The organism is Gemmatimonadaceae bacterium (assembly GCA_036003045.1).
Classification (GTDB): Bacteria; Gemmatimonadota; Gemmatimonadetes; order Gemmatimonadales; family Gemmatimonadaceae; genus JAQBQB01.
Window position 1 is genome coordinate 301,367 of the sequence record DASYSS010000017.1, and the last position, 22,179, is coordinate 323,545.

Here is a 22,179-nt window from a genome sequence, read left to right on the forward strand (position 1 = left end):
CGCGGAATTTGTCTTTGTGCGGCCGCCGACGGAGAACACACGTGATTGCACCACCCCACCGAGCTCACCAGTGGCGGGATCATAGGCGAGAATCGAGAATGTGTCGGTCGGCCACAGTTCGGGAGTAGGGGACGCGCGCCTTTGCGAGCTCTGCGATGCGGCAGGTTCAGCTAGTAGCGCGAGACTTGCGGCTGTCATGAAGCTTACGAGAATGCGTCTCGTGGCATCTCCAATCGAGGAATGCGGCCGCCAATGCACTTGCTGATCATTCGACATGCGATCGCCGAGGATCGCGACTCGTTCGCCAGCTCCGGCAAATCGGACGACGTCAGACCGCTCACCGACGAAGGCCGCGCGAAGATGAAGCTCGGCGCGGAAGGAATTCGCGCGCTCGTGCCCGACATTTCTTTGCTGGCAGCGAGCCCTTTGACTCGCGCGCAGGAGACGGCCGACATCGTGGGCAAGGAGTACGGACTCGAAATCGGCGCGACGACGGACGCGCTTCGGCCGAGAGCGGCCTTCCCCGATTTCGTCACCTGGCTCGCGGAGCAGGGGCACCAAGACGTCGTGGCGGTCGTCGGACACGAGCCGCATCTGAGCGCGTTGGCGACCTGGTTGATCTGCGGCGACAAGCAGTCGCGACTCGAATTGAAGAAGGGCGGTGCGTGCCTCATCGCCTTCGCCGGCGCGCCGAAGAAGGGCGGCGGCACGCTCGAGTGGGCGCTTCATCCGAGTCATCTGCGAGCGATCGCCAAACAAGGTTAAGGTTTCGTCGGCGGCCGGTAATTCACGTCGAGCGATTGCAGACGCGCGAGCTCCGCGGGAAGCCGCGCCGAAAAATCGGCAAAGTCACGACGCGACTTCGGCGACCAGAGCACCTCGGCGAGCGCCGCCTCGCGCGGCAACGCCATGTACTCGACGTTTTTCGGACCTTCGATGTACTCGGTCCAGACCTGTCCCTGCGCGCCGAGGATGTGTGAGGTGAACTGCGGCTCGAGCTCGGCGGGAATCGGTTCGTAGGCGTAGACGGAATCGAGCGGTAGGAATCCGCCGATGGCCAGCGGCTCCGTGGCCTGGCTGCGCGACTGATAGTGGTCGAAGTACGTGTAGTCGCCCGGAGTCATGATCACGTCGTGGCCCGCGCGCGCGGCGGCGAGGCCGCCGGCGATTCCGCGCCACGACATCACGACGGCGTTCGGCGCGAGTCCTCCTTCGAGGATCTCGTCCCATCCGACGAGCCGGCGCCCGTGCGCGGTGAGAAAGTGATCCATCTGCGTTGTGAACCAACTCTGCAACTCGTTTTCGGCGCGGAAATCCCGCGGGTTGTTGGGATCATCGGGGGCGATGCCGAGCGCCTTGATCTTCGCTTGCGCGCGCGGGCTGGCCTTCCACTCCGGCTTGATGGCTTCATCGCCGCCGATGTGAATGAAGTCGCCCGGAAAGAGTCCCATGACTTCGGTGAGCACGTCCTGCATGAACGCGATGGTCGTGTCGGACGGATTCAGGATGTGCGGCGTGACTCCCCAACGATTCCAAACCGGAACAGAGTCGCCGAAGTTGCCCAGGCTCGGATATGCCGCGATCGCGGCTTGTGAGTGTCCGGGCATCTCGATCTCGGGCACGATTCGAACGAATCGTTCGCGCGCGTACTCCACGATCTCTCGCACGTCATCCTGCGTGTAGAAGCCGCCGTGCGGCTTGTGGTCGTAGACGTCGAGCGTCGAATCGCGCTGCGCCTTACCGACGAGGGTCTGCGACCGCCACGCACCGACCGACGTGAGGCGCGGATACTTCTTGATCTCGATGCGCCACCCCTGGTCGTCGGTGAGGTGCCAGTGAAACGAGTTCATTCTGTGCAGCGCCAGCAGGTCGATGTACTTCTTCACGAACTCCTTCGGCATGAAGTGGCGTGAGACGTCGAGGTGCATGCCGCGCCAGGCGAATCTCGGGCGATCGACGATCGTGACGGCGGGGATCGTCCATTTCACGCCGGCGATCGGCGCGTCGCGGAAGATTTCAGGCGGGAGAAGCTGCCGGAGGGATTGCGTCGCGTAGAAGGCGCCCGCGGGAGCGGCGGAGGTGATCGTGATCACGCTCGGCGTCACGGCGAGCCGGTAGCCCTCTCGTCCCAAGCTCGTGTCGCGCGCGGTGTGGGCAAAGACGATCCGATTTCCCGTCTTCGATCCGCCGACGCCGACACGCAGGTCGAAGCCGGTGGCGGGCGCGATGTCGCGCACGAACCGGCGAGCGACGGCGCTGTCGTCGCGGTCGGTCCACAGCGCGGTGCGTGCGGTCAGCTGAAACGTCCCTCGCCCCAGAGAGACGGATGCCGGACGAGGAATGATCGAGACATCGGTGGCGGTCTGCGCCGCGAGAACGGCGGGCGCCGCGCCAGCGAGGAGCAGCGCGAGGAGCAGCGCGAGGAGCAGCGCGAGAGGAATTCCGGCTGTTCTCATGCGCGTCAAGATAGCTCGCCCCGGGCGCCAGCGAACCCGCCGACGGCATTGCCGCGCCCGAAGCGTCCGACCATGTTTGCGATGTCACAACTCTGCTCCGACGAGGACATGGAGAATCGAAGAAGCTTTCTCGCGACGCTCGGCGTCGCGGCGCTGAGTGTGTCGGCGCGACGCGCACTAGGAGAGGGGATCGAGCGGCTCGCGGATTTCCCCGGGGCCCCCGCGACGCCGAAGAAGCTGGCCCGTGTCGGGATGGAGCTGTACACGGTTCGGAGCAATGTGTCCGCCGACATGGCCGGCACGCTCGCCGCCCTGGCCAAGATCGGCTACAAGGAGGTCGAGTTCGCGGGCTACTACAACCACGCCGCGAGCGAAATCCGCGACATACTGAAGGCGAACGGCCTGACCGCGCCGTCCGCGCACGTCGGTATCGAAGCGATCGAGACCGGCGGCGCGCAGACGTTCGCCGACGCCAAAGTCATCGGGCACGAGTTCATCACGGTGGCGTCGCTGCCGCGCGGACCCAAGACGACGGCCGACGACTGGAAGCAGGTCGCGGCGCGATTCAACAAGGCCGGCGAGGCATGCAAGTCCGCCGGGTTCCGCTTCGCGTTTCACAACCACAACGACATCGTAAAAAAGACCGGCGACGTGCTGCCGATCGAGATCCTGATGAAGGAGACCGATCCGGCGCTCGTGTCGTACGAGATGGACATCTATTGGGCAGTGAACGGCGGCGCCGACCCGCTCCAACTTCTTGCCGCCTATCCCGGGCGGTTCTCGATGTTCCACGCGAAGGATTCGATGGGACCGCCCGACCACAAGATGGCGGACGTCGGCGCGGGCGTGATCGACTTCAAGACCATCTTCGCGAAGGGCAAGGGCGTCGAGCACTACTTCGTCGAGCACGACAATCCGCCCGACCCGATGGCGAGCGCCGCGGCCAGCTACAAGTATCTCTCGAATCTGGAATTCTAGTGTTCGAGCACCGCGTACCGCGTTTGAGCCCGGGCACGCGCGCGATCGCCGCGTTGCAGCTCGCCGTGCTGCTGATCGCTCCGCTCGGAGTGCCGCCGCTCCTCGCGGCGAAAGCGCCGCCCGGTGTTCGCCGACCAGCGGCGACGCCGGCGGATCTGCGGCGAATCGCGGCGGCATACTACGATTCCGTGAAGGTGAGCTATCCGGTGGCGTCGAGCGGCCAGGCACTGCACACGTGGGACGATCGTCTCACCGACTACCGGCCCGAAGCGATCGACGCACGGCGCGCGTACGTCCGGCGACTGCTCGCCCAAGTCCGCGCAATCGACACGGCGACGTGGAGCCGCGACGACCAAGTCGACTGGGTGCTGTTTCGGTCGCAGCTCGAGGCGGCGGAGTTCTACAACCGCGTGCAGGACGCCGAGCACGCCGATCCGCAGACGTACGTCAATGAAATCTCGAACGGAATCTTCTCGCTTCTGACGAAGGATTACGCGCCGGCCCGACAACGCGCGCTCGCGGCGACCGCGCGGCTTCGCGCGACGCCGGCGATGCTTCGTCAGGGCGAAGCGAATCTCACCAAGCCCGTCTCACTCTACGCCAAGCTGGCGATCGACGCCGCGCGCGGCGGAGACGAGCTGTACACCGAGAGTCTGATGACGTTGGCGAAGGATCTCTCGCCGTCAGAACGATCGGCGCTCGTTTCGTCGCGAGACTCCGCGATCGCCGCGCTCCACGCGTATGCCGATTGGCTCGCCGCGCGCGCGAAGTCGATGCCGCCCTGGCGCGCGATGGGAACGGCGAACTACGAGTACATGCTCCACCACATCTATCTGTTGCCGCTGAACGCCGACCAGCTCACGACGATCGGCCAGACGGAGCTTGCCCGGTATCGTTCGCTCGAAGCGATGCTCCCCGATCCGCGCCTCGCCAATCCGGATCCTTCCCGAGCGCCGCGCATCCCAACAAATCAAGCGGATTTTCTCAAAACGTACCAAGCGCGCGAGAAGGAAGTCATCGACTTCATCAACGCCAAAAAGCTGGTGACGTTGCCCCCGTATCTCGGGCCGTTCTACATACGCCAGCTGCCCGAGGCGTTCAAGCCGACGAGTCCGGGCGGTTTCATGAATGCGCCGGGCCTCTATGACAAGGATCCGTCGGGCTTCTACTTCATTCCGACGTACGATCCGAAGAGCAAGAACTTCTACATTCGAGCCGCGATCGAAGATCCGCGGCCGCTGATCGTCCACGAGGGTTTGCCCGGACACTTCGTCCAGATCAGCATCTCGAACCACGTCTCCGACGAGATCAGACGCCAACAGGGCGACGGCGTCTTCGCCGAGGGGTGGGCGCTCTATCTCGAGGAGGTCGCGCTCCACGAGGGTCTGATCGCGCAGAACACCGGCGGTCACGGCCAAGTGCTTCGTCTTTCGCGTTATCGCGCCGCGCGCGTGGGCGTCGACGCGAATTTGCACACCGGCAAATGGACCTTCGAGCAGGCCGTGCAGTATTTCATGAACGAAGGCGGCCTCGATCGCGAGGCGGCCGAGGGTGAAGCGGCGGGTGCCGCTTCGCAACCGACGCAGAAAATGACGTACATCGTCGGGAAGCTCGGCTTCATGCGATTGCTCGGCCGTTACCGCGACGCGCACCCGAATGATTTTCGGCTCGGCGCGTTCCACGATCAGGTCATTTCCTACGGAACGCTGCCACAGTCGGTAGTCGAGTGGCTGATGTTCAACGATCCCACCGCGGTGAAGCAGGCAACCAGACAGGATACTCCCTAGATGCGACAACGACCGGTCTACGACGTCGCGATCATCGGCTCGGGGGCGGGCGGCGGCATGGCCGCCTACGTCCTGACGAAGGCCGGAGCGCGCGTGGTCATGCTCGAAGCGGGCCCGCGCTGGTTCGCGTCGAAAGACTCGAAGATGCTCGTGCCCAACTACGCGACGCCGCACCGGGGCGCGTCGATCCACGGGCGTCCGTTCGGCGAGTTCGATGCGTGCGACGGCGGTTGGGAAATCGACGGCGAGCCGTACACGAAAGCGCCCGGCACGCAGTTCAGCTGGTGGCGCGCGCGCATGCTGGGCGGCCGCACGAATCACTGGGGCCGGATCTCCCTGCGCTTTGGCCCCGACGACTTCCGGCGCAAATCGCTCGACGGGCTCGGCGACGACTGGCCCATCAGCTACGACGACGTGAAGCCCTACTATGACAACGTCGATCAGTTCATCGGTCTGTACGGCACGAACGAAGGCCTCCGCAACGCGCCGGACGGCATCTTCATGCCGCCGCCGAAGCCGCGGTGTCACGAGCTGTTGGTGAAGAAAGCGTCGGACAAGCTGAACGTCACGTGCATCCCGGCGCGGCTGTCGATCATCACGAAGCCGCTGAACGGACGGATGGCCTGTCACTATTGCGGCCAGTGCAACCGCGGCTGTCAGGTGAAGGCCAACTTCTCGAGCGGCGACGTCCTCATCGCGCCGGCGCTCGAGACGGGGAAGCTGACACTCATCACGAACGCGATGGCGCGCGAGGTGACGGTCGGGGCAGACGGATTGGCGAACGGCGTGTCGTACATCGACAAGAACACGAACACCGACGAACACGTCAACGCCAAAGTCGTCGTGCTCGCGGCGAGCGCGATGGAAACCGCGCGACTACTGCTCAACTCCAAGTCGAGCCAACACCCGAACGGGCTGGCCAACTCGAGCGGCGTCGTCGGCAAGTATCTCACGGACACCACCGGCGCGGGCGTGTCGGGACACATCCCCGCGCTCGAGGACCACATCCCGCACAACCACGACGGCGTGGGCGGGATGCACGTCTACATGCCGTGGTGGCTCGACAATTCGAAGCTGGATTTCCCGCGCGGCTACCATATAGAAGTGTACGGCGGAGCCGGACAGCCGGGCGCCGGATCGGGCGCCGGAATCCAGCGGCTCAACGGGGGGGGCTACGGCAAACAGCTCAAGGCCGACTACCGCAAGTACTACGGCGCCTCGATTGGGTTCGACGGCCGCGGCGAGATGATCCCCAACGAGAACTCGTACTGCGAGCTCGATCCGACGATGGTCGACCGCTTCGGAATACCCGTGCTTCGCTTCCACTGGAAGTTCACCGACTACGAGATCAACCAGGCGAAGCACATGCAGGAGACTTTCCGCGCGTTGATCGTGGCGATGGGCGGCACGCCGTCGTCGCCGATGCCGTCGCGCGAACGGAACTACGGTCTCGCCGACGGCGGGACGATCATCCACGAGCTCGGTGGCGCGCGCATGGGTGCCGACCCGGCGACGTCCGTGGTGAACGCCAACTGCCAAGCGCACGACGTGAAGAATCTCTTCGTCGCCGACGGTGCGCCGTTCGTGTCGCAGGCGGACAAGAATCCCACGTGGACCATTCTCGCGTTGTCATGGCGCACCAGCGAATACATCGCGCAGCAACGCGCAGCGGGGGCGATATGAGCACGACGAACGACGATCGCGAGCTCGAGACCGCGAGTCCGGCCTCGACCGACGCGACGATTTCGCGCCGGCGCATGCTGCAAGTGCTCGGCGCGGTCCCAGTCGCGGCGGCGTTGAGCCCGGCGACGGCGCTCGAGCAGGTCACCTCACAAACTCAGGCCGCTGCGGCCGTGCAGGCGGCCGCGCCTCGCTTCTTCACGCAGCACGAGTGGAGGACCCTCCGCGTACTCGTGGACTACATCATTCCACGCGACGACGTCTCTGGGAGCGCGACCGACGCGAAAGTCCCCGAGTACATGGACTATCTGCTCGCCGAAAAGGACGCCAATCCGGCGACGCAGGTCGCGATGCGCGGCGGCCTCGCGTGGATCGACACCGAGTCGGAGAAGCGGTTCGCGAAAACCTTCGTCGCCGCAACTGATCAGCAGCGGCGGCAGATCCTCGACGACATCGCGTTTCCGCAGAAGGCGCCGCCCGGCGTGTCGCATGGCGTCGCGTTCTTCAATCGGCTGCGCGACATGACCGCCTCCGGGTTCTACTCGAGCGCGTTGGGGTGGAAGGACCTTCAATACATCGGCAATGTGTTCAACCCGGGCTACGACGGCTGCCCGCCCGCCGCGCTCGAGAAGCTCGGTGTGACCTACGACCTGATGACCACACGTGTAAGTCCCGAGCAAAAATGAGCCCCCAAAAAACAGACGCGAAGCCGGGAAAGCGACTCGGCGTCGCGTTCATTGGAAGCGGATTCAACGCGCGCTTCCACCTGCAAGCCTTTCGTGCCGTGCGCGATGCGGACGTCCTCGGCGTCTGGAGTCCCCACAAAAAGAACGCCGCCTCGGCCGCGCAGTTCGCGCGCGATCTCGACGTCGGTAACGCGAAGCCGTACGCGTCGGTAACCGAAATGGTCGCCGATCCCGCGATCGACGCGATTTGGCTCACGGGTCCCAATCAGGCGCGAGTAGAGAACGTCGAGGAGCTCGTCGACGCGATCGAGCGCGGAAAAGGCACGCTCGCCGGAATCGCCTGCGAAAAGCCGCTGGCGCGGAACGTCGCCGAGGCGATCGAGGTTCGCGATCTCGTGAAGCGCACGGGGATCAAGCACGGCTATCTCGAAAACCAAGTCTTCGCGCCGCAGGTCGAGACGGGGCGTGACCTGCTCTGGGCGCGCGGTGCGGCGACGACAGGCCGGCCGTATCTCGCGCGTGCCGCCGAGGAACACAGCGGCCCGCACATGCCCTGGTTCTGGCGCGGCGCGCTTCAAGGCGGCGGGGTGTTGAACGACATGATGTGCCACTCGGCGCTCGTCGTGAGGCATCTGCTCACGAAGCCTGGCGCGCCGCTGTCGACGGTGAAGCCCGTGCGCGTCACCGCGCACATCGCGAGCCTCAAATGGACTCGCCCGACCTACGTGAAGCAGCTCACCAACACATTCGGCCGCGACGTGAATTACGCCAAGGAACCCGCCGAAGATTTCGCGAGCACAACGATCGAATTCGAGACGGACGACGGCTACACGGTGATCGGCGAGGCGTCGACCTCGTGGAGCTTCGTCGGCGCAGGGTTGCGACTCTCGGCCGAGCTGCTCGGACCGGAATACTCGATGGCCTGGAACACGCTCGACAGCGGGCTCAAGCTCTTCTTCTCACGCGCCGTGCAAGGAAAGGCCGGCGAGGATCTGGTCGAAAAGCAGAACGCGGAAATCGGCCAGATGCCGGTCGTCGCGAACGAGGCGGCGGCGTACGGCTACGAAGCGGAGGATCGCCACTTCGTGCGTGTATTCCTCGGCAAGGAAAAGCCGAAGCTCACGTTGGACGACGGGCTCGACGTGGTGAAGATCTTGATGACCGCGTATCAGAGCGCCGAGGAGCGGCGGACGCTCTCGTTTCCCCCGCTCGGACTGGACGCGTTCGTTCCGGCGGTGGCGCAGGGCATTTGGCACCCATGACCGAGAGCTACTGCTGGAACTAGCAATTCCCGCCGTGATCTTGCTGCGGGGCGCCCCCAAGAGGTTTCTTACCATTCGCATCCGCGCAGTGCATTAATAAACCACCCGGACGCCGCTCTACAACGGACATCAACCCCCCCCCAACTTCGCGGGATCGAGAATGTCAAAGCCCGACGATCAGATCACACGTCGCGAGTTCATGGCTGACGCAGGCAAAGCTGTGCTGGGCGCCGCCATCACCGTCAATGCACCGATGATCGTGCCGAGGCACGTCCTGGGCGGGCCCGGATATCGGGCGCCGAGCGACGTCGTGAACTTCGCCGTCGTCGGCTTCGGCGGAATGGGCTCGGGCAACGCGCAGGAACTGGCGAAGACGGAAAATCTTTGTGCCGTCTGCGACGTGGACCTGAACTTCTCAGCGACGAACGTCACGAGCAAACTGCGTCCGAACCGCGAAGGCGTGGTCAGTCCGGCGGCGACGAAGCTCAAAGACCAATTCGACAAGGCGGCGAAGTACTACGACTTCCGCGAGATGCTCGAGAAGGAGAAGGGCATCGACGGGATCGTCGTCGCGACGCCCGACCACAACCATGCGGTCGTCGCGAAGGCTGCGATGGACTTGGGCAAGCACGTGTACGTCCAGAAACCGCTGACATGGTCGGTCCACGAAGCGCGCGTGCTTCGGCAGACCGCGCTCGCGAATCCGAAGCTCGTCACCCAGATGGGGAATCAGGGCCACTCGAGCGAAGGCGCGCGCCTGATCAACGAATGGATTCAGGCCGGCGTCATCGGCCCGGTGCGCGAGGTGCACGTCTGGACCAACCGTCCGCTTGGCTACTGGCCGCAGCCCGTTCCGCGACCGCAGGCGCCGAACCTGATCATGCAGGCGGGTTCGACCTCGTTCGGAACGTCGTGGAACCAAGGGCGAGTGAACCGCACGCTCGCCGAAGGAATGGGCGCCGGCTCGTATCCGATTCCCGAGGGAGTCCACTGGGATATCTACCTGGGTCCCGTGGCGGAAGACATTCCATATCACCCGATCTACCACCCGTTCAATTGGCGCGGCTGGACGGACTTCGGGATGGGCGCGCTCGGCGACATGGGAGCGCACCTGATCGACCATCCGTTCTGGGCGCTCAATCTGGAATATCCGACGAGCATCGAAGCGACGTCCACGCCGTGGGGCACGATGACGATCCCCGGCGATCCGACCGCGCCGGCTGGTTCGCCGGCGTCACGCAGCAAACAAAAGCCGGTGTCGTATCCAGCCGCGACGAACGTGCACTACCAGTTCGCGGCTCGAGGGTCGATGCCGCCGGTGAAGCTCTTCTGGACGGACGGTGGTCTCTATCCGCCGCGCCCCGACGTGCTGCCTGACGACGTGACTCTCGTGTCGGAGGGCGGCGTAATCTTCGTCGGTGAGAAGGGCATTCTCATCAACGACACGTACGGGTCGAACCCGCGCTGCTATCCGGCTGGCCTCATGGAAGTCGCGGCGAAGGTTCCGAAGACGATGCCGCGCATCACGTGGAGCCACGAGCTCAACTGGGCGAAGGCGATTCGCGGCGAAACGAAAGCGAGCTCGCCGTTCGAATACTCGGCACTGCTGACCGAGACGATGCTCCTCGGAGTGGCCGCGCTCCACGCGGGGCAGGGGAAGAAGGTCATCTACGACTCGGCGAAGAGCGAATTCACGAACGCGCCGGATGCAAACCAATATCTCACGCGCGAATACCGCGCGGGGTGGGCGATTTGACGATGCGAGCGAAGACGTTCGTGGGCAGCGCGGCCGCGCTTGCCCTTTTCTCCATGGGCGGATGCATCCATCGCGGGATCTCGACGCAGGCGCACGTCGCCGAGGTGACCCAGGCCGCGGCCAGCGGATTTCGCGTGCTCGATCTGAGCGCGTTCCGCGGCTACGAGACCATGGAGGTGCCGGCCGGATGGACCGTCGCCGGCAACGAGATCACGAAGTCGCACGGCACCGGCGACATCATGACGAAGGACCAGTTCTCGAACTTCGAGCTGGAGCTCGAGTGGAAGATCGGCAAGGGCGGCAACAGCGGGATCTTCTATCACGCGACCAAAGAGTACGACCACATCTACTGGAGTGGCCCCGAGTATCAGCTGCTCGACGACGCGAACGCGGGCGACGGAAAGAATCCATTGACGTCGGCCGCGTCAGCCTATGGCCTCTACGCGCCGCCGCGCGGCGTCGTGAAGCCGGCCGACGAGTGGAACACGACGCGCATCATCGTGAAGGGCGCGCACGTCGAGCATTGGCTCAACGGACAGAAAGTCGTCGAGTACGAGCTGTGGAGCCCTGATTGGAAGGCGAAGGTCGCGGCGAGCAAGTTCAAAGATTGGCCGAACTACGGTTTGGCCAAACGCGGCTACATCGGCATCCAGGGCGACCACAACGGAACGCTTTCGATTCGCAACATCCGCATTCGGGAGCTGCCATGACCGCAGCGACGGGCGCCGCGGCAGGGGGCGCACGCACGAAGCTCTCCGCGATGATGTTCCTGCAGTACTTCGTGTGGGGCGTCTGGTTCGTGACGATGGGCACGTATCTCGGACAGACGCGGCATTTCACGGACACCCAGATCGGCGCCGCATACGGCGCGATGGCGATCGCGGCGATCGTGTCGCCGTTCTTCATGGGTATCGTGGCCGACCGATTCTTCTCGAGTGAAAAACTGCTCGCGATCCTGCACATCGTCGGCGGCCTTCTGATGTGGCTCGTCTCGGCGCAGACATCGTGGAGCACGTTCTATCCGCTGCTCCTGGCCTACGCGCTGTGCTTCATGCCGACGCTGTCGCTCACGAACTCGATCTCGTTCCATAACGTGAAAGATCCGGCGCGCGATTTCCCGATCATCCGTGTGCTCGGGACGATCGGCTGGATCGTCGCCGGCATTCTCGTCGGCAAAGTCTTGCACGCCGACGCGCTTGCCGTGCCGATGCAGATCGCCGCGGGAGCGTCGGTCGTGCTCGGGCTGTACTCGCTCGCGCTGCCGCACACGCCGCCGACGGGCGCGGGTGCGCCGTTCAGCGTGCGCGACGCGCTCGGGCTCGATGCGCTGAGCCTTCTGCGCAACCGCGACTTCTTCATGTTCGTGCTCGGCTCGTTCCTGCTCTGCATCCCGCTCCAGTTCTACTATACGTTCACGAACCTGTTTCTGAATGAGATCAAGGCGCCCGACCCGGCCTTCATTCAGACGTTTGGACAAATGTCCGAGATCGGGTTCATGCTCGTGCTGCCGTTCGCGCTGCGCCGCTTCGGCATCAAGGCGATCATGCTCGGCGGCATGCTCGCGTGGGCGCTTCGCTACTTCGCGTTCGGCAACGGCAACGTGGGGTCGGGAATGTGGATGCTGTACGCCGGCATCCTGCTCCACGGTGTGTGCTACGACTTCTTCTTCGTGAGCGGCCAGATCTACACCGACCAGCGCGCGGGCGAGAAGGTTCGCGCGGCGGCGCAGGGGTTCATCAACTTCGTGACGAACGGCGTCGGCTACTTCGTCGGCGCATCAGTGTCGGGGCGCGTCGTGGCGCAGTATGCGTCGCCGAGTCCGTCGTGCGCCGGCGCGGCGGCGTGTACGCAGGTGGTGCACGACTGGCACGCGATCTGGATGGTACCGGCAATCGGAGCGGTTGCCGTCTTCGTGTTGTTCGGTCTGTTGTTCAAGCCGGCCAAGCAGCCGGCCGCTCTCCCCGCGGAAGTGGTGACGGCGTAGCCGCAAACCGTCCCAAGAATCCATGCAGTCGTTACGCGACGACTAGCGACATCGCGCGCATGAGGCGACCTATGAGTCGCCCATGACGCGCGATGTCGTTTTCGCATCTCATTCGCGATACGATGCATCGCATCGCAGCGAAACTGGATCCCCGGGAGTTCGTTCGGATTCACCGATCGGCCGTCGGCGGCCGGAGCAACGTTCGCGCCTTGCGCGAACCGCCAACGCCGCGTCGAATTGAGCTTCATCGAAATCGACGAGAGCGTTGGTATGCGTTCGATGCGCGGCAATCAGGTGCACTTCAGCCGGTGGCGACGGCCGATCATTCTGGCGGCGGCGATCGTGGCGACCGGAGCGACCACGACGATCGTGGCCAGCACGGCGCGCGCGACGCCGGCGTCGGGGCAGCCGGCTTCGTTCAACAAGCGCCACGTCACATTCAAGAGCGGCGACCTCACGCTCGCCGGCTATCTCTTCAAGCCGCCGGGCGACGGGCCATTTCCGGCCGTGTTGTGGAATCACGGCAGCGAGCCGGATCCGGGCCGCGGACCGCAGTTCGACTCGGTTGCCGCCGTTTTCGTACCCGCGGGATTTGTGGTCTTCGCGCCGATGCGGCGCGGACACAGCGACTCGCAAGGCGAATACATCCGCGAGTCGATGGACAAGGAGTCGGCACTGCACGGGCAGGCCGCCGGCGTCAGGCTTGGCGTTCGGCTCCTCGAGACGTCGCAGGTGGACGACCAGCTCGCGGGCCTCGCATTTCTCAAAGCCCAGCCCTTCGTCGATGCGACGCGTCTTGTGGTCGCGGGTTGCTCGTTCGGCGGCATTCAAACGATCTTCGGCGCCTCGCGACATGTCGGGTATCGCGCGGCGGTCTCGATCTCGCCGGCCGCGCTGAGCTGGAACAACAGCCCCGATCTGCAAGCGCGTCTCAAGGACGTCGTATCGAAGATCGACATTCCGACTTTTCTAATTCAGCCGGCGAAGGATGCGAGCCTCGAGCCGTCGAAAGTGCTCGGTCCGATTCTCATGCGGCGCAATGCGTCCAACCGGGTGAAGGTCTTCCCGGCCACCGGCCCCGACGCCCAGCAAGCGCATTGCTTCGGTGGCGCCCAAGGAATGCACATCTGGGGCCCCGAAGCGGTCGCGTTCGTCCGGGCGGCGCTCAAGTAGTGTTTCAGAAAGCGCAAGTGGCCGGAATCCTGGCTCGCCGAACAAAGGAAGCAAATGCCAGTTACCGAACCGGTGCCGAAGTGGTAGCATAACTCGCGCAAGGACGGCCACATCGCGACGTCTGCAACTTCGCGATCGCATGCTCCGTTGTATCTCTGGTTGTCCGACCTTCCACGAGTTTCCGAACGATGGATCTCTACATCTCGAGCATGGTCCTGGGCGCGGTCGGCTTCACGGCCATGGCGCTCGGTGGCCTCGGGAGTCGAGGTGGAGGTCACCACGGCGCGACGGGCCACTCGCACGGTCTCGTCCACGGCCACTCGCACGCGGGGCACGGAGCGCACGCGCACGGCGGTCACGCGCACGCCGGTGCCACGGCCGGCCGCGCGTTCTGGCTCGTCACGTCGCCGCGCTTCCTGTTCAGTCTCATGCTCGGCTTCGGTGCGACCGGTGCGATGCTGCACTCGGTGCTTCCGGGTCCGCTTCTGCTCGGCGCGGCGGCCGTTGGGGCCGTGGTGTTCGAGCGATTGATCGTGACGCCGCTCTGGAATCTCTCGATGCGGTTCGCATCGCGGCCCGCGGCGACGTTAGAGAGCGCCGTCGCCGACGAAGCCGTCGCCGTCAGCGCGTTCGACGACAACGGTCAGGGCATCGTCTCGCTCGAGTTGGACGGACAGGTGCTGCAGATCCTCGCCACGTTGCAACCGCAGGACCGCGTGCTCGGCGGCAGAGTTCGCGCCGGTCAACGGCTGCGCATCGACGACGTGAACGCGGAACGACAGACCTGTACGGTATCACTACTCTAACAAACCTCTCGCCTCCTTCGAGGAGTCGCTCATGCAATCCCTCATCACCACCCCAGTCATCATCGGGATAGGCTCGGTCTTCTTCGTCCTCATCGTCATTCCGGCGATCGTTTCGAGCATTCTTCGGAACGTCGAAGCGGGCACGATTCGCCTCGTCAGCTGGCTGACGGGCGGTACGGTCATTTATCGCGGGCCGGGCAAATCGAAGGAGATTCCGCTCCTCACGACGGGCACCACGATTTCCAGCAAGGTCATCAACATCGATCTCGACATCACCGACCAGACGGCGGACGTCGACGAAAACGGGACGCCGCGTCCGATCAAAGTGCGCGTGCTTGCCAGCGCGATCGTCTCTGTCGGCGAAACGGACGCGCTCATCAAGACGGCGGCGAACCGCTTCTTCTCGAAAAGTGACGCGGACCAGCTCAGTACGCTTACGGACCTGCTCTCGAGCTCGGGTCGTCGGGCCATGAACCTGCTCACACACGACCAGCTTTTCTCGGCCAAGGGCACGCCCAGCGCGATGCGGCCTCTGCTGCCGGCGGCGGCGGGCAGCTCACTGCCCGTCCGGGTGGCTCCCGCGCCGTCCGTGGCGCTCGAACAGACCGGTTTGGCTCCAGAGGACGAGGACGATCCGCTCGCGGTCATCATTCGCAAAGCGTGCTCGCGCGAGCTCACTGACCTTGGCCTCATCTTCAATTCGCTCAACATCAAGGTGGTGCAGTCGGAGGTCGCCGAAGCTCGGCGCCGTCAGTCGGCCGCCGAAGCTCAGGCCAACGCGGACATCGTCTCCGCCAACCAGTCACGACGCGCCAAGGAAGCGCAACTCGAAGCCGAGCGTGCCATTTCCGACAAACAGCGCGAGCTGGAGCAGACAAAGGCCTCGAATGCTGCGCTCATCGCGCAGGCCGAGGCGAAGCGTCAAGAAGCCTCCGGTCTCCAGCGCACCGCCGAGCTCGACGCGACGCAGATCGCGCAGGCGAAAGCCGACGCGGCGCGCGTCCGCCTCGAGGCCGAGGCAGCGGCCGACGCCGAAGCGATTCGCATTCGCAAGATCGCCGAGGCGCAGGCCGAGAGCATCCAGAAGGTGAACCAGGCCATCGCGGCGGGCGGCGAGTCGTACTTCCGCTACCGCCAGATCGAGATGCTGCCGCAGATCGCGCCGGTCATCGCCAACGCACTGTCGGATGCGAAGCTCATCACGATTTCCGGCGGCGAAAACGGCGGCGCCGCCGCGTCGACGACGAACAGCATCACCGGTGTCATTCAGACGGTGCTGGCCGCGCAACTCGTCTCGCGCGGAATCTTCGACGGCCAGGAACCGGCGCCGAGACCGGTCGGTCCGCCGCCGACCGCCAGCAACGTGCCGAGCAGCGGCGCGTTGCCGGCGCCGGGCATCAAGAAGTGACGGTCGACGACGACGGTCCGATTGGGTAGGCGCGCACTATCGAATGTGCGAAAGGGGAAATGCAGAGGCCGCAGATTTTGAACGGCAATTGGTTTTCAGATCTGCGGCATCTGCGTTGAAACTGCTCGACCTTGCTCGGTAGCTCGTCCGCGCGTCGTGGGCCGCCACTCGCTACTCGGATCGCAGCGCGATCAGCGGATCGATTCGCGTCGCCCGTCGCGCCGGTATCAGACTCGCCGCCAGTGCGACGCCGACGAGCAACGCGGTCACCGCGGCGAAGGTCCACGCGTCGGTCGGACTCACGCCGTAGAGAATGCCTCGCATCAGCCGCGTGAGCGCGATCGCCGCGGCCAGTCCGGCGGCCGCGCCCACCGAGACGATCGACAATCCCTCGCCGACAATGGAACGCATCACCGACCCCGGTTCCGCGCCGAGCGCGATGCGAATTCCAATCTCGTGCGTGCGTCTCGACACCGCATACGTGATGACGCCGAATATCCCCACCGCGGCCAAGAGCACGGCCACCGCCGCGAACGCGGTCAGCAACGTGAGATAGAAGCGCGATTCCGCCGTAGCCGACCGGGCGAGCGCGCTGAAGCTCACGACGGCCGAGATCGGAATGTTGCGTTCGTCGGACCTGATTGCGCCGCTGATCGCCGCGACAGAAGCACTCGCGTCGCACTCGACGCGCCGGCACGCCACGCGCGCGACGAGGGTCATGGTGCGTGATGCGCCGAGGCCGTTCACGTAGCGCGGCTGTTGCGCGAAGGGAAGGAACATCTCCTCCTCCGCCGGCGCGGTCAGCGACTCGCCCACGTGATTCTTCACGACGCCAACGACCGTGACCCAGTTGGAATCGTCGAGCGAGATGCGGCGGCCGATCGGATCGAGTCCCGGCCAGTGCTTCTTCGCCATGAACTCGTTGATGACCACGACCCTGGGCGCATCCGCGCGGTCCATTCCCGAGATGTCTCGGCCGCGGAGAACTGGAATTCGCATCGTCGCGAAGTAGTTCGGGAACACGACGCGATACGTCGCCGTCGGCCATTCGTTCGGGCGCGGCCGCGGCTGTCCTTCGACGCGAAACTGGAACCCCCACATGTCGCCGTCGAACGGCCGATGGTTGATGTAGCTCGCCGATACGACGCCAGGCACGCCGCGCACTCGCTCGAGCGAGCTCTCGTAGAACGCCGCGTGGCGCGTGCTGTCCGCGGCGGGCGTGCCCGCGGTGGAAACGATCATCGACACGACGTTCCGCGGATCGAAGCCCGGGTCGATTCGCTGCATCGCGACCAGCGTGCGAATCATCAGCCCCGCGCCGACGAGCAGGACCAACGCCAGCGCGAACTCCGACGCGACCAGCGCGTCTCGAGCGCGCGATCGTGCTCGGCCGCCGCTCGACGCACGATCGCCGTCGCGAAACGTTTCGGCCAGATCCACTCGCGATGCGCGAATGGCGGGAAGAAGACCGAACGCCACGACGGTCGCGGCGGAAATCCCAAACGCGATCAGGAGCACCGAGCCATCGACCGTCAACGTGGTCACGCGCGGTATGATGGCCGGACCAGCTGCGACCAACGCGCGGACTCCCCAGATCGCGAGCGCGACGCCGCCGAGTCCGCCCAAGGCGGCTAGCACGCAGCTTTCGGCGAGCAGTTGGACGACGACACGTCGGCGCGTCGCGCCGAGCGCGGTGCGTACGGCGATCTCTCGCTGGCGCGAGGCGGCTCGCGCCAGCAGCATGTGTGCGACGTTGGTGCACGCGATGAGGAGCACGAAGCTCACGGCCACGAGCAGCGTGAGCAGCGGCGTCCGGATGTCGCCGACGACTTTCTCTTTGAGGGGCGTGATCACGACGTTCTTGTTGGTCCCCGGGTCGCTCGCCTCGAGGCGCGCGGTCACGGCGCGCAAGTCTGCGCGCGCCTGCTCGAGGGTGACGGTCGGCGCGAGCCGCGCGAAGACGCGCAGGCTTCGTCCGTCGTTGATTCGCCCCGCGAGCGCGAGCGGCGCCCACAGCTCGGAGTGCGTTGCCCAGAACGGCGCGAATTGAAACGACTTTGGCATGACACCGACGATCGTGTACCGCGATCCGCTGAGGGACATCGAGGTCCCAAGTACGTCGCGGCGTCCGCCGAACATTCGCTGCCACAGTCCGTAGCCGAGCACGACGACGTGCTCGTTCCCGGTTTGCTCGTCCGCGACTGTAAAGACGCGACCGAGTGCCGGCCCGACGCCGAGCATCGGAAACATGCGGGTGGTGACGCGCAGCCCCATCACCTGCGTCGGGTTGTCGCCGCCGGTCAGGTCCGGTGTCCAATACTCCGCGGCGGCCATGTCGGAAAAGCTGCGGGTCTGCGATCGCCAATCGTCGAAGTTTCGCGGCGACGCCGGATTGCGGCCGTCGTGGAGGAGCACGACGAGGCGGTCGGCGTCGACATACGCCAGCGGGCGCAGAAGCACAGAGCGCACGACGCTCAGGATCGCGGTCGTCGCGCCGATCCCGAGGGCGAGCGCGAGCACCGCGGCAACGGTGAACGCGGGCGTATTGCGCAGACCGCGCGCGGCAAACCGCAGGTCGCGCCCGACCGCGTCAACGCCCGACCGGAGGGAAGGGAGAGACATGCCGCATAGACATCCGGCGCCGAGAAAGGGTTGGTTCTGCGGTGCCTGGGCGGCTGAGGCGCTACTCGCACCGAGCAGGGAAGAATTGAACGCGGATTCCGCGGATTTGAAACGACAATTGCCGCAGATGAATCAGGGTTGTTCCCCTCGATTCATCCGCGGCAATCGCGGTTTCAATCTGCGGCAATCTGCGTTGAAATTGTTCCGACCCACCGCGTGGCTCGGTTACGGCTCCGGAACCTTCGGCACCGTGTAGACCTTCTTGAGCCCCTCGAGGTATTCGGTGTGTAGCCCGCGGATCGTCTCGAACTCGTGCTTGACCATCGTGCGATAGTCGGCACGCGTCGCGAAATCGTAGAGGAGCGCGGCCATCGCTTGCGCGTCGGTGACGAAGCCGCGATGTCCGACCGGGGACGTCGCGTCGGCGAGCATTTCGTACGTATGGTTCGGCGCCGTCGACGTCATCGCGCTGAATTCGCCGCCCGGAATGGCGCTGGACACGCTTCCTGTCTCTTCATAACCCTGCGGTTTGCCCGGCTCCGGCTGCACGTTCTGCCCGCCGTACTTCTTGAGATATCCGAACGCGACCTCGTTGATCGATCCGATGCTCACGCCGTCGCGATTCTGGCCGTAGTGGTCGATCTTGACCTTGGTCCCCGTCTCGAGCGCGGCGGCGCGCGCCGCGTCGTCGACGATTTGCAACTCCTGCGCGAGGTAGACCTCGTCCGGATAACGGATGTAGAAATCGGCCGCGGTCTTGTCCGGTACGACGTTGGGCGCCGCGCCTCCTTCGGTGATCACGCCCTGGATGCGCGCCTCGGGACGCATGTTGCTGCGCATCGCGTCGATGTTGTTGAACAAGTGGATCACCGCGGTCAGCGCGTTGCGTCCGTTCCACGCCGTGAGCTGGTGCGCCGGCGCGCCGCTGAACGTGTACTTCACGCCGTCGATGTTCATGCAGCACGTGCCGAAACCCGGCGCCGGTCGGCTCGTCACCGTCGTCGAGTGGCTGCGGACGAGAATGTCCACTCCGTCGAAGACGTGCGACGTGAACATCACGGTCTTCGCGTTGGGCGGCATCATCTCTTCGCCCGGCGTGCCGAATACGGTCACCGTTCCCGGCGTCCTGGTCTTCGTGAGATACTCGGCGATCGCGACGGCGGCGGCGATGCCGATCGGCCCTTGCGTGCTGTGCTGGTCGCCGTGGAACGCGCCCTTCGTGCCGCGCAGCGCGTCGTACTCGAGAATGACGCCGAGGTTGGGAGAGCCGGTCGACTTGGTATACCGCGCGATGAACGCCGTCGGGAGGCCGGGCGTTCCCATCTGCACCGTGAAGTCGTGCTTCTTGAGATAGTCGACGAGGATCTCGACCGACCGCTTCTCCTCGAAGCCGATCTCCGGGTGACGTGTGATGTCGTCGCCCATCGCGAGAAGCTCGGTGTCCATGAGCTCCTTCGCTCTCGCCGCGACTTGATCGCGCGCCGGATTCGGGCCGGTGAGCTTGGCGACGAGCGCGGGGAGGTTGAGCGACTTCTCGAGCGAGTCGAGCTTGTGGACGACGTCGCGAGCGGCGTCGCGTTCGGTGGGCGTCTCCTGCGCCGCCGCGCCGGACAGCGCGGCGAAGCAGAGAAGCGCGGCGCAGCATCGCGAGCGAATCATGCGGTGTCCTCCGGTAGAAGACGGATCAGACGTAGCGCGCCACGGCCATCGCGATCACGGCCGTGAGGAGCATCGGGAGCACGACCTTGGAGCCCGACGTCACTTTGTCACGGAGCGCCATGAGCTGCGCGGTCTGCTCCGGCGACGGCGGCGCTCCCTGAGCGTCGATCGTGCGGAACAACTTCGCCATACCCGACGCGGACCGGCCCACAACGCCGCCGCCATAAATCACAGCGACGAGGCCGGCGACGCCACCGATGCCGAGCGTCATTCCCATGTGCGACGAGTAGAAGGCGCCGTTGGAACCTGCGGCGTCGCGCCAGTACATGAGCAACCCGGAGAGCACGGTGAGTCCGCCAAGCGAAGGGAAATACGGTCCGAACTTGGTGTTCACCAACAAGTGTTTCATGACGCCCCCGCCGGCGGGTCCGGTTGCCTGTACCGATGGCACCAGGAACCACGCCAACATGGCGACGCCGCCGACCCACAGCACTCCCGAGAAAACGTGAAAAAGACGCAAAACAATCATCGTCGGCTGCATGCGTCTGCCTCCAAAGCAGATGGTTGAGTTTGTCAGATACGATCGAACAACACGATTCCCGAAAACCTCTTGAACTGCTCGCGCACTTTGGCCGAGCGAAACCGCCCGAGGAGCCGCCAGAGCCACATCATGGGCATTTCGCGACGCAGTCGGTACGCTTCCTCCATCGAGGAACGAAACTCCACTTCGCGCCAACCAAACGGCTCGAAAAACTTCGTGTTCTCATCCGGCGCGAATTGGAACGGCGCGTTGACGTTCCCCATCGACTTGCCCCAGTAGCGCTGCATGATCTTGAGCAGCTCCGGCCGCGCCAAGTCGATCAGCCACGAGTGGAAGCTCGGCGGGCGATGGAGGTCGGCGGCCAGCGCGCCAACCTGCTCGGTCGTCAGATAGATGAGAAGCCCTTCGGTGACGACGAGGGTGCGCCGCGACTGAGCGCCGAGCCGGGCGAACAGCTCTTCGCGAACGGCGGGCTCGCGGAGATCCGCGCGGACCGCATCGTAGCGGCATCCGGGCTTTTCGCCGCGCATGATCCCGAGCTTGTAGTCCAGAATGCCGGGTAGGTCCACGTCGACCCACCGAAGGTCGGCCGGGAGCTTCATGCGCCAGGGGCGCGCATCGAGCCCAGCCGCAAGGTTCACGATCTGGTCCGTCCCCGCCCGGATCTGTGCCTCGATGATCTCGTCGAAGACGGCTGTGCGAACGATCATCGCCCACGCCATCTGGCGGCCGCGCTTCATCGAGTCGACGATCGCCTCCCCCTTTTCCCCTGCCAGACGGGCGGCAAACGGGTCTTGGAAAAGGGCGTCGGGCCGGGACGTCTCCATGGCGCGATAGACCGCCACCCATCTGGCGGTATCGGAGACGTTCTCGATGTGGGGGCGGGGCGGGGCGGCAACCATCCACTGGAGATTGGGCCGTGCGGCGCGAAGCGTCAACCGGCCTGTCAAGGTTTTGGGCTGGACGCGCGTGGGTACGGAGGCGATGCTTACCCGTCTCTTTCCCCAGACCTATGCGTCGCTCCTCCATGGTATTCGCGGCCGCGATCGCGGCCTCCGCCGCGTTCAACGCCGGCGCCCAAACGCGCATGTTGCGCACTCCCACCGTGAGCAAGACCCAGATCGCGTTCGCCTATGCGAACAACATCTGGGTCGTCGACAAGAGCGGTGGAATCGCTCGTCGCATAACGAGCTTCCAGGGCACGACCGAGAATCCGAAGTTCTCGCCCGACGGAAAGCTGCTCGCGTTCAGCGCCCAGTACGGCGGGAACGTCGACGTTTACGTCGTCCCCGCGGAGGGCGGTGAGCCCAAGCGACTCACGTGGCACCCGGGCGCCGACATCGTCGAAGGATGGACGCCTGACGGCAAATCGATCGTCTTC

Annotated in this window: 18 protein-coding genes; 13 read left to right on the forward strand and 5 right to left on the reverse strand. The window is 65.0% G+C overall.

Annotation, left to right across the window (positions count from 1 at the left end; genetic code table 11):
* The first annotated feature begins 252 nt into the window (after positions 1–252).
* Positions 253–765: a histidine phosphatase family protein gene (locus VGQ44_03420; GenBank protein ID HEV8445836.1), complete on the forward strand. Its 513-nt coding sequence runs from the start codon at positions 253–255 to the stop codon at positions 763–765.
* Here the strand turns inward: VGQ44_03420 and VGQ44_03425 are convergent.
* The gene (locus VGQ44_03425; protein HEV8445837.1) at positions 762–2,456 is read right to left on the reverse strand and encodes a beta-N-acetylhexosaminidase; all 1,695 of its coding nucleotides are present in this window, start codon (positions 2,454–2,456) and stop codon (positions 762–764) included. The two genes, VGQ44_03420 and VGQ44_03425, sit on opposite strands and share 4 nt — an antisense overlap.
* A 72-nt stretch (positions 2,457–2,528) precedes the next feature.
* Here VGQ44_03425 and VGQ44_03430 point away from each other — a divergent pair, with 72 nt between their 5' ends.
* From VGQ44_03430 to VGQ44_03480, 11 genes are all read left to right on the forward strand, one after another.
* Positions 2,529–3,434, forward strand: coding sequence for a sugar phosphate isomerase/epimerase (locus VGQ44_03430; protein ID HEV8445838.1), 906 nt, complete (start codon positions 2,529–2,531; stop codon positions 3,432–3,434).
* Complete coding sequence (locus VGQ44_03435; GenBank protein ID HEV8445839.1) at positions 3,434–5,221, forward strand: DUF885 domain-containing protein; 1,788 nt, start codon at positions 3,434–3,436, stop codon at positions 5,219–5,221. The genes VGQ44_03430 and VGQ44_03435 overlap by 1 nt, the downstream gene beginning before the upstream one ends.
* Positions 5,222–6,904, forward strand: coding sequence for a GMC family oxidoreductase (locus VGQ44_03440; protein ID HEV8445840.1), 1,683 nt, complete (start codon positions 5,222–5,224; stop codon positions 6,902–6,904).
* A complete protein-coding gene (locus VGQ44_03445) occupies positions 6,901–7,587 on the forward strand; it encodes a gluconate 2-dehydrogenase subunit 3 family protein (GenBank protein HEV8445841.1) in 687 nt (228 codons plus the stop codon). Before VGQ44_03440 ends, VGQ44_03445 begins: the two co-directional genes overlap by 4 nt.
* A complete protein-coding gene (locus tag VGQ44_03450) occupies positions 7,584–8,849 on the forward strand; it encodes a Gfo/Idh/MocA family oxidoreductase (protein ID HEV8445842.1) in 1,266 nt (421 codons plus the stop codon). The genes VGQ44_03445 and VGQ44_03450 overlap by 4 nt, the downstream gene beginning before the upstream one ends.
* A gap of 160 nt (positions 8,850–9,009) precedes the next feature.
* The gene (locus VGQ44_03455; protein ID HEV8445843.1) at positions 9,010–10,605 is read left to right on the forward strand and encodes a Gfo/Idh/MocA family oxidoreductase; all 1,596 of its coding nucleotides are present in this window, start codon (positions 9,010–9,012) and stop codon (positions 10,603–10,605) included.
* Between the two features lie 2 nt (positions 10,606–10,607).
* Positions 10,608–11,315, forward strand: a complete 708-nt coding sequence (locus VGQ44_03460) for a DUF1080 domain-containing protein (protein ID HEV8445844.1) — start codon at positions 10,608–10,610, stop codon at positions 11,313–11,315.
* On the forward strand, positions 11,312–12,589 hold the full coding sequence (locus VGQ44_03465; protein HEV8445845.1) for a nucleoside permease: 1,278 nt from the start codon (positions 11,312–11,314) through the stop codon (positions 12,587–12,589). Before VGQ44_03460 ends, VGQ44_03465 begins: the two co-directional genes overlap by 4 nt.
* Positions 12,590–12,859: 270 nt before the next feature.
* Positions 12,860–13,762, forward strand: a complete 903-nt coding sequence (locus tag VGQ44_03470; protein ID HEV8445846.1) for a prolyl oligopeptidase family serine peptidase — start codon at positions 12,860–12,862, stop codon at positions 13,760–13,762.
* Positions 13,763–13,950: 188 nt separating this feature from the next.
* Positions 13,951–14,568 (forward strand): hypothetical protein, encoded by a 618-nt coding sequence (locus VGQ44_03475; protein HEV8445847.1) that lies wholly within the window; start codon positions 13,951–13,953, stop codon positions 14,566–14,568.
* Between the two features lie 31 nt (positions 14,569–14,599).
* Positions 14,600–15,976 carry a hypothetical protein gene (locus tag VGQ44_03480; protein HEV8445848.1) on the forward strand — a complete coding sequence of 459 codons (1,377 nt, stop codon included), beginning with the start codon at positions 14,600–14,602 and terminating at the stop codon, positions 15,974–15,976.
* A 171-nt stretch (positions 15,977–16,147) separates the two neighbouring features.
* On the opposite strand, the gene VGQ44_03485 is transcribed toward VGQ44_03480, so the two are convergent.
* The 4 genes from VGQ44_03485 to VGQ44_03500 form a co-directional block, all read right to left on the reverse strand.
* The gene (locus VGQ44_03485) at positions 16,148–18,598 is read right to left on the reverse strand and encodes an ABC transporter permease (GenBank protein ID HEV8445849.1); all 2,451 of its coding nucleotides are present in this window, start codon (positions 18,596–18,598) and stop codon (positions 16,148–16,150) included.
* A gap of 225 nt (positions 18,599–18,823) precedes the next feature.
* Positions 18,824–20,257, reverse strand: a complete 1,434-nt coding sequence (locus VGQ44_03490; GenBank protein HEV8445850.1) for a peptidase dimerization domain-containing protein — start codon at positions 20,255–20,257, stop codon at positions 18,824–18,826.
* Between the two features lie 25 nt (positions 20,258–20,282).
* Positions 20,283–20,798 carry a hypothetical protein gene (locus tag VGQ44_03495; protein HEV8445851.1) on the reverse strand — a complete coding sequence of 172 codons (516 nt, stop codon included), beginning with the start codon at positions 20,796–20,798 and terminating at the stop codon, positions 20,283–20,285.
* Between the two features lie 32 nt (positions 20,799–20,830).
* Positions 20,831–21,736, reverse strand: a complete 906-nt coding sequence (locus VGQ44_03500) for an SAM-dependent methyltransferase (protein ID HEV8445852.1) — start codon at positions 21,734–21,736, stop codon at positions 20,831–20,833.
* Between the two features lie 74 nt (positions 21,737–21,810).
* Between VGQ44_03500 and VGQ44_03505 the strand changes: the two genes are divergently transcribed.
* The coding region (locus tag VGQ44_03505) for a protease (GenBank protein ID HEV8445853.1) at positions 21,811–22,179 on the forward strand (369 nt) is incomplete at its 3' end.

Bases quoted from the DNA above. Each gene is read 5' to 3' on its own strand.
- VGQ44_03465 (HEV8445845.1), top strand. From the start codon at position 11,312: ATGACCGCAGCGACGGGCGCCGCGGCAGGGGGCGCACGCACGAAGCTC.
- VGQ44_03480 (HEV8445848.1), top strand. From the start codon at position 14,600: ATGCAATCCCTCATCACCACCCCAGTCATCATCGGGATAGGCTCGGTC.
- VGQ44_03440 (HEV8445840.1), top strand. From the start codon at position 5,222: ATGCGACAACGACCGGTCTACGACGTCGCGATCATCGGCTCGGGGGCG.
- VGQ44_03425 (HEV8445837.1), bottom strand. From the start codon at position 2,456: ATGAGAACAGCCGGAATTCCTCTCGCGCTGCTCCTCGCGCTGCTCCTC.
- VGQ44_03420 (HEV8445836.1), top strand. From the start codon at position 253: ATGCACTTGCTGATCATTCGACATGCGATCGCCGAGGATCGCGACTCG.
- VGQ44_03485 (HEV8445849.1), bottom strand. From the start codon at position 18,598: ATGTCTCTCCCTTCCCTCCGGTCGGGCGTTGACGCGGTCGGGCGCGAC.
- VGQ44_03490 (HEV8445850.1), bottom strand. From the start codon at position 20,257: ATGATTCGCTCGCGATGCTGCGCCGCGCTTCTCTGCTTCGCCGCGCTG.
- VGQ44_03450 (HEV8445842.1), top strand. From the start codon at position 7,584: ATGAGCCCCCAAAAAACAGACGCGAAGCCGGGAAAGCGACTCGGCGTC.
- VGQ44_03455 (HEV8445843.1), top strand. From the start codon at position 9,010: ATGTCAAAGCCCGACGATCAGATCACACGTCGCGAGTTCATGGCTGAC.
- VGQ44_03430 (HEV8445838.1), top strand. From the start codon at position 2,529: ATGTTTGCGATGTCACAACTCTGCTCCGACGAGGACATGGAGAATCGA.
- VGQ44_03460 (HEV8445844.1), top strand. From the start codon at position 10,608: ATGCGAGCGAAGACGTTCGTGGGCAGCGCGGCCGCGCTTGCCCTTTTC.
- VGQ44_03475 (HEV8445847.1), top strand. From the start codon at position 13,951: ATGGATCTCTACATCTCGAGCATGGTCCTGGGCGCGGTCGGCTTCACG.
- VGQ44_03470 (HEV8445846.1), top strand. From the start codon at position 12,860: ATGCGTTCGATGCGCGGCAATCAGGTGCACTTCAGCCGGTGGCGACGG.
- VGQ44_03495 (HEV8445851.1), bottom strand. From the start codon at position 20,798: ATGCAGCCGACGATGATTGTTTTGCGTCTTTTTCACGTTTTCTCGGGA.
- VGQ44_03445 (HEV8445841.1), top strand. From the start codon at position 6,901: ATGAGCACGACGAACGACGATCGCGAGCTCGAGACCGCGAGTCCGGCC.